The 11,823-nt window shown below is 73.1% G+C and carries 9 protein-coding genes; 4 read left to right on the forward strand and 5 right to left on the reverse strand.

What is annotated here, in order from left to right:
* The first annotated feature begins 123 nt into the window (after positions 1-123).
* Positions 124-1,974, forward strand: a complete 1,851-nt coding sequence (typA, locus tag ACGF0J_RS22960) for a translational GTPase TypA (RefSeq protein WP_393148954.1) — start codon at positions 124-126, stop codon at positions 1,972-1,974.
* A gap of 155 nt (positions 1,975-2,129) precedes the next feature.
* On the opposite strand, the gene ACGF0J_RS22965 is transcribed toward typA, so the two are convergent.
* Both ACGF0J_RS22965 and ACGF0J_RS22970 read right to left on the reverse strand, forming a co-directional pair.
* Positions 2,130-2,759: a response regulator gene (locus ACGF0J_RS22965; protein ID WP_393148956.1), complete on the reverse strand. Its 630-nt coding sequence runs from the start codon at positions 2,757-2,759 to the stop codon at positions 2,130-2,132.
* Positions 2,675-3,934, reverse strand: a complete 1,260-nt coding sequence (locus ACGF0J_RS22970; protein WP_393149221.1) for a sensor histidine kinase — start codon at positions 3,932-3,934, stop codon at positions 2,675-2,677. Before ACGF0J_RS22970 ends, ACGF0J_RS22965 begins: the two co-directional genes overlap by 85 nt.
* A 130-nt stretch (positions 3,935-4,064) precedes the next feature.
* Between ACGF0J_RS22970 and ACGF0J_RS22975 the strand changes: the two genes are divergently transcribed.
* Together ACGF0J_RS22975 and ACGF0J_RS22980 are read left to right on the forward strand one after the other, a co-directional pair.
* Positions 4,065-5,075 carry a hypothetical protein gene (locus tag ACGF0J_RS22975; RefSeq protein ID WP_393148958.1) on the forward strand — a complete coding sequence of 337 codons (1,011 nt, stop codon included), beginning with the start codon at positions 4,065-4,067 and terminating at the stop codon, positions 5,073-5,075.
* A 69-nt stretch (positions 5,076-5,144) separates the two neighbouring features.
* The gene (locus ACGF0J_RS22980) at positions 5,145-7,679 is read left to right on the forward strand and encodes a hypothetical protein (RefSeq protein WP_393148960.1); all 2,535 of its coding nucleotides are present in this window, start codon (positions 5,145-5,147) and stop codon (positions 7,677-7,679) included.
* Here the strand turns inward: ACGF0J_RS22980 and ACGF0J_RS22985 are convergent.
* Positions 7,642-9,255, reverse strand: a complete 1,614-nt coding sequence (locus ACGF0J_RS22985; protein ID WP_393148962.1) for a DUF2079 domain-containing protein — start codon at positions 9,253-9,255, stop codon at positions 7,642-7,644. The two genes, ACGF0J_RS22980 and ACGF0J_RS22985, sit on opposite strands and share 38 nt — an antisense overlap.
* A 47-nt stretch (positions 9,256-9,302) precedes the next feature.
* The gene (locus ACGF0J_RS22990) at positions 9,303-9,953 is read right to left on the reverse strand and encodes a DUF2461 domain-containing protein (RefSeq protein ID WP_393148964.1); all 651 of its coding nucleotides are present in this window, start codon (positions 9,951-9,953) and stop codon (positions 9,303-9,305) included.
* Positions 9,954-10,118: 165 nt separating this feature from the next.
* Between ACGF0J_RS22990 and ACGF0J_RS22995 the strand changes: the two genes are divergently transcribed.
* Complete coding sequence (locus tag ACGF0J_RS22995; protein ID WP_393148966.1) at positions 10,119-11,066, forward strand: anti-sigma factor RsbA family regulatory protein; 948 nt, start codon at positions 10,119-10,121, stop codon at positions 11,064-11,066.
* 28 nt (positions 11,067-11,094) lie between these two features.
* On the opposite strand, the gene ACGF0J_RS23000 is transcribed toward ACGF0J_RS22995, so the two are convergent.
* Entirely contained in the window at positions 11,095-11,679 is a 585-nt protein-coding gene (locus ACGF0J_RS23000) for a sigma-70 family RNA polymerase sigma factor (protein WP_393149222.1), read from the reverse strand.
* Positions 11,680-11,823 lie beyond the last annotated feature (144 nt).

The raw sequence follows: 11,823 nt of genomic DNA on the forward strand, positions 1-11,823 counted from the left end.
TGCGCGCCCCGGCGGTGGGCGGGGACCGCGGGTGGACGCCGAGGGCATGAGACGGGATCAACTAGACTTGATGGCGCCGCGACATCGCGCGGCGGCCCCCACGACACAGAGCGAGACGTCATCATGCCTTTGAACAGCCGCGACGACCTGCGGAACATCGCGATCATCGCGCACGTCGACCATGGCAAGACCACGCTGGTCGACGCCATGCTCTGGCAGTCCGGGGCCTTCCGCGCCAACCAGGACGTGGACGACCGGGTCATGGACTCCAACGACCTGGAGCGCGAGAAGGGCATCACCATTCTCGCCAAGAACACCGCCGTCCAGCACGGCGGCATGACGATCAACATCATCGACACCCCCGGCCACGCCGACTTCGGCGGCGAGGTCGAGCGCGGCCTGTCGATGGTCGACGGGGTCGTGCTGCTGGTCGACGCCTCCGAGGGCCCGCTGCCGCAGACCAGGTTCGTGCTGCGCAAGGCGCTGGCCGCGAAGATGCCGGTGATCCTGTGCATCAACAAGGTCGACCGGCCCGACGCCCGCATCAAGGAGGTCGTCGACGAGGTCTACGAGCTGTTCATGGACCTCGACGCGACCGAGGAGCAGATCGACTTCCCGATCGTTTACGCCTCGGCCAAGGCCGGCCGCGCCTCGCTCGCCCGGCCCGAGGACGGCGGCATGCCCGACGCGGAGAACCTGGAGCCCCTGTTCGAGATCATCAAGTCGACGATCCCGGCTCCGACGTACGACCCCAGCGCGCCGCTGCAGGCCCACGTGACCAACCTCGACGCCTCCTCCTACCTCGGCCGCATCGCGCTGTGCCGCATCCACCAGGGCGTACTGCGCAAGGGCCAGCAGGTGGGCTGGTGCCGCACCGACGGCACGATCCAGCGCGTGAAGATCACCGAGCTGCTGATGACCGAGGCGCTGGAGCGCAAGCCCGCCGAGGAGGCCGGGCCCGGTGACATCATCGCCATCGCCGGCATCCCCGACATCATGATCGGTGAGACGCTGGCCGACCCCGACGACCCGCGCCCGCTGCCGCTGATCACCGTCGACGAGCCGGCCATCTCGATGACGATCGGCACCAACACCTCCCCCCTGGTCGGCAAGGTCAAGGGCTCCAAGGTCACCGCCCGCATGGTCAAGGACCGCCTCGACAAGGAGCTCGTCGGCAACGTCTCGCTGCGCGTGCTGCCCACCGACCGGCCCGACGCCTGGGAGGTGCAGGGCCGTGGCGAGCTGGCGCTGGCCATCCTGGTCGAGCAGATGCGCCGCGAGGGCTACGAGCTGACCGTCGGCAAGCCGCAGGTGGTCACCAAGACGATCGACGGCAAGGTGCACGAGCCGGTCGAGCGCCTCACGGTCGACTGCCCGGAGGAATACCTGGGCGCGGTCACCCAGCTCCTCGCCGTCCGCAAGGGCCGCATGGAGCACATGACCAACCACGGCACCGGCTGGATCCGGATGGAGTTCGTGGTGCCGGCGCGCGGCCTGATCGGCTTCCGCACCGAGTTCCTCACCGAGACGCGCGGCACCGGCCTGGTGCACCACGTCTTCGACTCCTACGAGCCGTGGTTCGGCGAGCTGCGCACCCGCAACAACGGTTCGCTGGTGGCCGACCGGTCCGGCCCGGTCACCGCGTTCGCCATGCTCAACCTCCAGGAGCGCGGCACCCTGTTCGTCTCCCCCGGCACCGAGGTGTACGAGGGCATGATCATCGGCGAGAACTCCCGGTCCGACGACATGGACGTCAACATCACCAAGGAGAAGAAGCTCACCAACATGCGCTCCTCCACCAGCGAGGAGACCGAGAAGGTGATTCCGCCGCGCGTCCTGTCGCTGGAGCAGGCGCTGGAGTTCATCCGCGAGGACGAGTGCGTGGAGATCACGCCGGAGGCGGTGCGCATCCGCAAGGTGGTCCTCGACGCCGCCACCCGCGGTCGCACGGCCGCCCGCGCCAAGCGCTCCTGACCTGAGCCGCCCGGCCGCCCGCGCGCCGCACGCACCTGACCCCGGCCCGCACGGCCCGTACGACCTAGCGGCGCGCGCGCCGACCGGAGCCGCCCCGAGCCGTCAGCACGGCCGGGGCGGCTTCGGCGTCCCGGGCGGGGTGGGCGTGGACGCGGTCACGGTTCGGCCCTGCCGGTTGCCCAGGCCCAGGCCGCGACGGCGACCCGGTTGCGGGCCCCGGTCTTGCGCTGGACGGCCGCGACGTGGTTCTTGACCGTGCCCGGGGAGAGGAAGAGCTCGGCCGCGATCTCGGCGTTGGTCCGGCCCTGCGCGACCAGCCGCACGATGTCCTCCTCCCGCTCGGTCAGGACGACGTCGGACGTCTGCCGCGGCAGGCCACGCTCGCGCAGCAGCGGGACGGTCAGCTGCGGGCTGATGAGCATGTCACCGTTCATCGCGGCCCGGACCGCCTCGACGAGCAGGGTGGGGCCGGACCGTTTGAGCACGAATCCGGCGGCCCCGTGCCGCAGCGCGGTGTGCACGTACTCGTCGAGCCCGAACGTGGTGACGATCACCACGTGGATGCCGGTGCCGGCCAGCGCGCGGGTCACCTCGATGCCGTCGGCTCCGGGCATGCGGATGTCGGCGAGCACCACGTCGGGCCGGATCGCCGTGGCGGTGTCGATCGCGGCGCGGCCGTCGGCGGCCTCGGCGACGACGGTCATGTCGGGCTGGGCGTCGAGGATGATGCGGAAGGCGCTGCGGATGCCCTCCTGGTCGTCGGCGACGAGAATGCGGGTGGCCACCCCAGCGATTGTGCCAGTGGCAGGCGGGCCGCCAGCGACCAGCCGTCCGGCACGGCCCGCGCGACCAGCTCGCCGCCCTGTGCCCGGACCAGCTCGGTCAGGCCGGGCAGGCCGGTCCCACCGCGCCCGGCGCCGCGGGTGCGGCTCACGCCGTCGTTGGTCATCGCGATCTCCAGGGCTCCACTACCGGCTCTGACGTCCAGCTCGACCCGCCGCGCTCGGGCGGCGTGCCGCCGGACGTTGGTCAACCCTTCGATCACGATGCGGTAGGCCAGGGCGGCGACGTCGGCCGGAACCGTCACGGCCGGGTCCATGCGCAGGTGGACCTTGGCCGGGCCGGCGGCGGTGAAGCGTTCGGCGGCCTCGCGGATGCCGTCCAGGTCGCCGACGGGGGTGAGGGGCCGGTCGTGCTGCAGCGTGTCCAAGGTGCGGTCCAGAGTCGACAGGGCCCGTTGACCCGCGGCCTCGACGCGTTCGAGGGCCTGCGACGGATCTCCCGCGATCCGGCCCGCCTGGGCGTGCGCCACCATCTCGCTGATGTCGTGGGCGACGAAGTCGTGCAGGTCCCTGGCCAGCCGCAGCCGCAGGACCGTGCGCAGGTCGGTCATGGCGCGCTCCTGCCGTGCTTCGACAGCACGCAGGTGGGCGCCCACCGTGGCGGCCAGCACCGCCCCCAGCCCCCAGAACGCGGCCGCGCCCACCCCTTCCAGCGGCGAGGCGGGCGCGAAGAAGCGCAGCAGCCAGACGGCCGAGGCCAGGCCCGCCGCCAGCGCCGCCGGCGCGGCCCGCCGTACCGGCGCGTGGCGGACGACCAGGCCGGCCAGTGTCATGAGCGCGACGCTCTCGACCATGCCGAGCGCTTCGGCGCCCCACGCGGGCCGCGCGGGGCCGACGGCGTGCGCGAGGGTGACGGCTGCTGACGCGGCCGCGGCCACGGCGGCCGGCACGGGCAGCCGCGGGCCGAGCCGCGGCCGGCACAGCCCGGCCACCGCCACCGCCACCGCCACCGCCGCCGACACCCACACCGACACCCACACCGACACCGACACCGACACCGACACCCAACCCGGCATCGACAAGGGCACCGACAGCGGCACCGACACCCAGCCCGACACCCAGCCCGACAGCAACCCCGACACCCAACCCGGCACCGGCACCGGGGCGACGACCCACATCCAGCTCACCGGAGCAACTGTACGTCCGCGTCAGCTCCGCCCCTCAGGTGCCGAACGGCACGTGCGCCGGCGGCAAGGAGTGCCGAACGGCATCTGGGCCGAAGACCCGCCGCCCCGGAACGCTGAACTCATGAAAACTTTCACTGCCGGCCGGTACGGGTATGCGGCGGCCCTGTGGGCGCTGGGCTACGGGCTGCTCGGCTCGGCGTGGGCGCTGGGAATGCCCGGCTTCCCCTGGGGCGCCGCCGATCCCGACCCCGATGGGGCGCTGTCGATCCTGGCCGCCACGACACCGCGCTTCGGCTGGTGGATCGCCGCCTTCTCGCTGCTCGTCGCGGTGACGGCGCTGGCGCTGACCCGCGGGAGCAACCACCGTGCACCCGTGTTCGCGGCCTGGCCGATCGCCGCGCTCCTGGTCCTGGTGATCCCCGACTCCCGGCTGATGATGGGCGTCGCCTACACACCGCTGTTGCTGGTGGCCCCCGTCTTCGGCTGGGATCTGGGCGGTGCGACCTTCGCCGACGCCTGGCCGTGGCCGGTGCTCAACCAGCTCGTGTGCGTGCTGGGCGGCCTGCTGATGGCCGCCGCCGCGCTGGCCCACACCCGCGGGCAGGGGCGCAGGAGCTGGTTCACTCCGGAACGCGGGCGTGTCGCGGTCTACGTGGCGAGCGCGGTGCCTTTGGTGTACTGCGCGACCCGGTGGGCGTGGGCGCTGGGCATCCCGCTCGGTGTGAGCGAGGAGTTCCTGGCCGAGGGTGCGGACGGCCTGTGGCTGGCGGGCGCCTACCTGGCGACCTTCGGCGCGTTCGGCGGCGTGCTCACCCTCGGGCTGACCCAGCGGTGGGGCGAGATCTTCCCCCGCTGGATCCCCGCGCTGCGCGGCAGGCGCGTGCCGCCGCTGCTGGCGGTCGTCCCGGCCGGGTTCGTCTCGATCATCATCACTGTGGCCGGGCTCACCTACATCCGCTGGACGATCGCGGGACGGTTCGCCATGGCCGAATGGGGGGCCTGGCTGCCGGAGTGCTTCTGGCCGGTCTGGGGCGCCGCGCTGGCCACCGCGACCATCTCCTACCACCGGCGCCGACGGCACGACACCGCGTCCCCGTACCCGCACAAAGCCCATCCAGCACGGACATCTTGACAGCCGTCGTGACAACACTGTTACCCCCTGAGTGTAAACCTCCGCATCTCCCCAAGGATCATCCACACTGTGGGGAACCTCCGGATCGTCCTGGCGTTCGGGCTGGCACTGCTCTCGGTGGGTGCCGTCGTATGGTGCACGGCGGCGGCGCGGCCGGTGGGCGACCCCCCACGGCCGCCGGTCACCGCCTCGCCCGATCCGTGGGAGCCGGTCACGAGCCCGTCCGGGCCGGAGGCGCCGCCCGCGCGCGAGGCCGCCACCGAGGTGGCGGTCACCAGGGCCGTGCACGCCGACCTGACCGGAGTGCCCGACGGGCGGCTTGACGAGCGGCGGCGGCAGGTGAAGGTGTCGATCAGGCACCAGTTGCTGATGGACGCCGACGACCCGCTCGCCGCGACCCTGCGGCGGGGCAGCGGGTTCCCCGAGGGCATCCAGCGCTTCACCGACGACGGGTTCGGGCCGCTCAAGGTGGGCGGCACCGTGCTCGCCCCCACGACGCGGCGGGCGCCGACACTGACCACGAAGAACGGGCGCACCACCGTCGAGTTCCGGGCGACGCTGCTGCGGCAGCTCGAACCGGGCGGCCTGCTGGAGCTGTGGTTCGGGGCGCCCGCCACCAGCCCGCCGCTCGTCGGCGAGCGCGTGGTGACGCTGCTGCCCGGCGAGTGGACCGTGCTGCGGACGTGGGGGGTCCTGCCGTCACGCGAGGAACCCGACCGCCTGCGGTTCCGCGCGGGGGCGCACTCGGCGAACGTGACCCTGGCCCACGAGCGGCACGGCTTCCCCGACGTGCAGCAGGAGGACGACTTCTCGTGGGAGACCGCCCTCGGCGTGCTGACCGCCGTGGTGATGGTGGTGCTGCTGCTGCGCGCGCTCGGCCTGGCATGGTGGGAGCGGCTGCCGAACCGAGAGCTGGCCGTCGGCCTGGCGCTGGCCGCCCCCGCGACGCTGGTCACGATCGTGGCCACGGAGTGGAAGCCGGTCGCGTACGTGATCCTGTTCGTCGCGGTGCCGCTGCTGGCCGTACGGCATGCGGGGCGGTCCCTGCCGACGAGCCCGCCGTGGACGGTCCGCGAGCTGCTGGGCGCGACCGCGCTCGGCGTCCTGCTGGCGGTGGGCATGCTGTCCTGGTCGTGGCTGCACGGCCAGTTGCCCGGCCGGACGCTGGTCGTCGGCGCCCTGGTGGCGGCGCTGTCGGCGGCCGGCGCGGCGGCGGCGTTCAGCGCCGACCTCGGCGTCCGCGCCGTGCTCGTACGGCTGCCCGTGCTGGCGGCCGGCGCGGCGGTGACCCTGCTGGCGGTGGCGCTGTGGGCCAAGGCGCTGCTGACCGGGGCCTACCCGCCCGACAGCGTCCGGCTGGTGCTCGCCCTGGCGTGGGCCCTGATCCCGTTCTCCGCCGTGGCCGTGGCGACCCGGCAGTGGACGCACGGGGGGCTGCTGGCCGCCGTGGCGGCGAGCCTGATGGTGCAGGGCTGGCCGACGGAATGGCTGGACGAGGGCTCGTGGAGCCTGCCGCTGCTGTCCCAGGCCCAGCCGCCGAAGATCGGCATCCTGGTGCTCGACCCCCTGACCCGGGGGCTGATCGGGCTGCTGCTGCTCGGGTTCGCGCTGCTGGTGCTGCGGTTGCGGCGGCTCGGCGACACGGTGTCGGCGATCAGCCACCCCTCGGCCGAACCCACCATGATCGTCTGCCTGATGGTGCTGTACCTCACGCCGCGGGGCAGCATCGTGATCGCCGGCAGCACGGTGCCGCTGCCGCTGCTGTCCATCACCTCGATCGTCGCCTGGATCGCCGTCCGGGGGCTGCTCGTGAGCCCGCACCCGGCGATCGTCGAGCCCACCTCGGCCGACGAGCACCGCGAGCTGGTCAGGAAGGCCCTGCACAAGCGGCTGCTGCTCGTCTCGGAGCAGGAGCTCTACCGCATCGGCCGGGGCAGGATCGGCGCGGGCGAGATGTCGATGGCCGAGTTCGACAACCGCCGCCACCATCTGGAGGAGGCGCTGCGGCTGCACGGGCGTGACCCGGAGACGGCCTTCGCCACCGCCGCGGGCTGCCCGCCGTGGGTGAACGGCGGGTACGGGTTCGTCGTCGGGCTGCTGCTGAGCCTGCCGTTCGCCTTCCTGTACGGCTGGCCGTCGGGGGTGGACCTGAGCAGTTTCGTCTTCGACGCCCGCTACCTGCTCACGCTGCCGGCCTTCGGCTTCCTGTTCGGCTACTTCTACCCGCGCGTCCGCGGCACCCAGCCGATGACCAAGGCACTGCACCTGATGGCCGCCGCGCTGCTCACGGAGCTGTCCGGCTACGTCTCGACGCTCGTGGAGCCCGACATCGGCGTCATGGACAAGGTGCAGGCGGTGGCCATCGTCGGCGGCCAGGTGGCGCTGGTGTGCATCGGCCTGGGACTGACGTGGGAGTGGCGGCTGATGCACCTGGCGGGCGAGCCGTGGGGGCGGGTGCGCAACGTCCGCAGCCTGCGCAGCCTGGCCACGCCGCTGCTGGCGATCGTCATCGCGGCGGTCACCGCGGCCGCCACCTCGGCGGCCGGTCAGACGGTCGAACGCATCCTCAAGGGCGACGACCACCTGACGAGCGGTCCGCGCTGAGCACCACGTACCCCTCACGCTCGAACCTCACCCGGTAGCCGCGCTCGACCAGCATGCGGACGCGGACCCGCTGCTCGTCCACGTCGCGGAACGGGAACGTCCTGCGTCCCACGTCGGCCACCACCCACGGCGCCCAGCGCGGCGTGCGGTCCCACAGCAGCACGGTGCCGCGCCCGGACAGCGCGGGCGCCAGGTTGTTGGCCGCCTCCACGAGCGCGTGGTCGGGCACCGCGGCGACGGCCTCGGCAGCGGCGCGCTGCCGCGCGTCGTGCCGGTAGGTCGCGGGGTCGGCGAGGTCGGACAGCGCGAAGAACGGCACGGTGGCGACCGCGAACGCCGCCACCCCGGCCGCCCACCCGGTCCCCGCCCACCTGGTCCCCACGCGCCCGCCCCGCGCCCGCTCTGCGGCGGCCGCCTCGTCCGGGGGCCCGCTCCCCTCCCGGTCGGCGCCGGCCGTGGCGCTTGCGGGCCGCCGTGACCGCCGCTCCCGCAGCCGCCGCGCCCCGTCCACCCCGGCCGCGAGGACGATGACGATCACGAACGCGTTGTAGTGGTATTCGGGCACCCACCAGTTGGGGAACGAGCCGGCCAGCATCCGCTCCGCCAGCAGCGGCACGGCCGCGAGCACGAGCGGCGAGAGCAGCGCGGCGAACAGCGTGGTGCCGAGCAGCAGCGCCAGCGTGACCAGCTTGACGGGCGGGGTGCCGAGCTGGGCGGCCACGGCGAGCGGGTCGGTGAGGGCGGTGCGGACGACGGCCGGCGCGTCGGCCCCCAGCGCGCCGTACGCCCAGTAGTAGTCGGCCCGCCCGCCGAACAGCGGGATCAGCACCTGGGACGCCAGCCAGGTGGACCCGAGCCCGCCCACGACGAACGCGCCCCCCAGCGGCCGCCAGCCGCGCTGCCCGAGCAGCACCACCCCGAACCCGGCCACCAGCAGCCCCATGTCCTCCTTGACGCAGAGCAGCGCCAGCGCGGCGAGCGCCACGTGGGCGTGCCGTCCGGCCTGCCGGCGTTCGAGCAGCACGGCGGTGAGCAGCGGCGCGAACGCGGCCTCGTGGAAGTCGAACGCCGCGGTCTCGACGACGGGCCACGCCAGCACGTACGCCACCGCCACCAGGTGGGCCGCGACGGAGCTGCCGAGCGCCCGCCTGGCGAACACCCACAGCGGCACCGCCGCCGCGGCCAGCAGCACGGCCTGCGCGAGGAGCAGCGTCTCGGGCCCGTCGTGAATCCAGTAGAGCGGGGCGAGCACGGCCAGGATCGGCGACCAGTGGTCGCCCAGCACGGAGAAGTGCGGGCCGAAGTCGTTGTGCACGCCCTTGACGATCGCCACGGGCGGCCCGAACCGCGAGTAGGACCGGACCGCCTGGTCGAAGATGACCAGGTCGTAGGCGCCGGCCCGGAAGCCGGCGAGCTTGGCCAGCGAGAGCACGGCGTACCCGACGGCCGCCGCGCCGGTGATGGCCGCCACCACCGTCCGGTCCCGCCGCCACCACGCCCGGCCGCCCGGGCGCCGCGCCCCGCCGCCGGCCTCCGGGACCGCGCAAGTGCCGGTGTGTTCCCCGCTCGCCGTCACGACCTTGCCACGTCCTTCCACCACCGCCCGTCGAAGCGCCCGCCGCGTCAGCGGCGCGGCAGCTCGCTGCCCCGTACGTGCGTGCCCAGCCAGCCGACCAGCGGCTCGAAGGCGTGCCAGCACTCCCGCACCCGCTTCACCACCTCCGCGGTGTGCACCCACGGCTCGGGCTCGAAACGCCGACCGGCGTACAGCGACCTGTGGCGCAGCAGCTCGATGCGCGGGTGGTCGTCGGTGAAGCCGCGCGGCCTGGTCTTGAGCCGGTCTCCCTCGACGGCGTAGCCTGCGGACGCCAGCGTGGCCACCACGGCCGCCAGGGGCCCGCCGGTGAGGTCCTCGTCGACGGCCGCGCGGTAGCGGGTGATCTGGTCGGACGCCTGGCTGTAGAGGCCGCCCGCCGTCCAGAGGCCGGCTGCGTCGATCTGGACGTACAGCCCGATGCCGGGCTGCTTCTCGACGAAGGCCCCCTGGTGAGTCTTGTACGGGGACTTGTCCTTGGCGTAGCGGACGTCACGGTGGGGCCGGAAAAGGTGGGCCGGCCCGAACTCCTCGGCCAGTTCCTCGGCCAGGGCGAGCATGGGGGCGCGCACGGCCTCCTCGTAGAGGTGCCGGTGGCGGGTGAAGTAGGTCTTGGAGTTGTCCGCCTCCAGTCCCTCGTAGAACAGGAAAGCCTCGTCGGGGAAGCCGCTGAAACCCATGGGTCCAAGCCTCCCATGCCGCACCGACGGTCACCGTCTCGCGGCCGGAGGTCAGGTGTCGCGGGCCGCGCCGGCCTCGTCGGCGGCCTCGTCGGCAGCCGTGGTGAGCCGGTGAGCATCCGCACAGCCGTTGCACAACAGGCAAGCGCTTGCTACTTTTCGGCCGTGCGCCCTGGCCGGCCTCCACCCGACGGCGAGCCGTTACGGCACGTCGCCCTGCCGTACGACTCCGACGAGCGGTTCGCCGCCCTGGTGCTGCCCCGCGTGCGCGAGGCCCTGGACGAGGGCAGGCGGGTGCTCGTGGTCACCTGCACCGCCAAGCTCGCCCTGCTGGCCGAGGCGCTCGGCCGCGACGCGGGCCGGATCGACGGCAGGATCGCGGCCTCCTGGTACAGCCATCCGCAGCGGACGCTCGCCGCCTGCCACGAGTACGCGACGGAGGGGCGGTCCCTCATCGTGGGCGAGCCCGTCTGGGCGGGCCGCAGCGAGCGCGAGACCCGCGCGTGGATCCGCTACGAGTCGGTGCTGAACGTGGCGCTGCGCGGCACGGCGGCGCGGCTGCTGTGCGCCTACGATCGCCGCAGGGTGCCCCCTGACGTGCTCGCGCACCTGGCGAGCACCCACCCTTTCGTGCTCGGCCCCGGCGGCGAGGCGGCGAGCGAGGCGTACGTCCGGCCGCACGAGCTGGTGCTCGACGGCGACCACGCGCCGCTGCCGGACCCGGACGGACGGGTGGAGTCGCTGCGCTTCACGGCGCCCGAGCTGAAGGCGCTCCGGCACGCGGTCGGCGACTACGCCAGGGCGGCCGGGATGGACCGCGACCTGGTCTCCTCGCTCGTGCTCGGAGTCTCGGAGATCGCCGCCAACAGCGTCGAGCACGGCGCCGGGCACGGAACGATCAGGATGTGGGTCAACGGCAGGGAGCTGGTCTGCGAGATCGCCGACACGGGTGGCGCGCTGGACGACCCGCTGCCCGGCTACCTGCCGCCGGAGCGAGAGGCCTCTCGGGGGTACGGGCTCTGGATCAGCCGGCAACTGTGCGACCACGTCGAGCTGCGCGCCGATCGGGGGACGCTGCGCGTGCGCCTGCACATGCGCCTGAGCGCCGGCTGAGGCCGGCGCTCGGTCAGGCGGCGCTCGCTCAGGCGGCGCTCTGGGCGGGGACGCGGATGGCGCCCTCCTCGCGGGCGTACGACTCGAGCATCCCGCGGAGCTGGCGGCGGCCACGGTGCAGGCGGGACATCACCGTGCCGATCGGGGTGCCCATACGCTCGGCGATCTCCTTGTAGGGGAAGCCCTCGACATCCGCCAGGTAGACGGCGACGCGGAAGTCCTCGGGGAGGGAGCGCAGGGCGTTCATCACGACGCTGTCGGGCAGCCGGTCGAGCGCCTCCGTCTCGGCCGACTTCAGGCCGGTGGAGGTGTGCGACTCGGCGGCGTGCAGCTGCCAGTCCTCGATCTCCTCGGCGGCGGACAGTTTGGGAGAACGCTGCCGCTTGCGGTAGTCGTTGATGAAGTTGTTGGTCAGGATGCGGTGCAGCCAGGCCTTGAGGTTCGTGCCCTCGCGGAACTGGTGGTAGGAGGTGTAGGCCTTGGCGACCGTCTCCTGGACGAGGTCCTCCGCGTCGGCCGTGTTGCGGGTCAGGCGCATCGCGGAGGCGAAGAGCTGCGACGTCACAGGCACGACGTCGCGCTCGAACCAGTCCTGACGCTGCTCGTCGGTCATAGTGATCAAGTCATATCCCCCTAGCGATGTATCCCCATCCCGGCACAGGCCGCCGATAGTAGAACCCATGATGGCAGCGCGCCCGTAAGGGCGGCGTTAGCGGTTACGCCTGGTCAGAGAGGTGAGAAGTCCATCTGGCTCGCG

This window comes from Nonomuraea sp. NPDC047897, from assembly GCF_043204415.1.
Classification (GTDB): domain Bacteria; phylum Actinomycetota; class Actinomycetes; order Streptosporangiales; family Streptosporangiaceae; genus Nonomuraea.

What these genes read in the sequence shown, in the direction of transcription:
- ACGF0J_RS22970 (WP_393149221.1), bottom strand. Translation starts at nt 3,934, where the DNA reads ATGTGGGTCGTCGCCCCGGTGCCGGTGCCGGGTTGGGTGTCGGGGTTG.
- ACGF0J_RS22990 (WP_393148964.1), bottom strand. Translation starts at nt 9,953, where the DNA reads ATGGGTTTCAGCGGCTTCCCCGACGAGGCTTTCCTGTTCTACGAGGGA.
- typA (WP_393148954.1), top strand. Translation starts at nt 124, where the DNA reads ATGCCTTTGAACAGCCGCGACGACCTGCGGAACATCGCGATCATCGCG.
- ACGF0J_RS22975 (WP_393148958.1), top strand. Translation starts at nt 4,065, where the DNA reads ATGAAAACTTTCACTGCCGGCCGGTACGGGTATGCGGCGGCCCTGTGG.
- ACGF0J_RS23000 (WP_393149222.1), bottom strand. Translation starts at nt 11,679, where the DNA reads ATGACCGACGAGCAGCGTCAGGACTGGTTCGAGCGCGACGTCGTGCCT.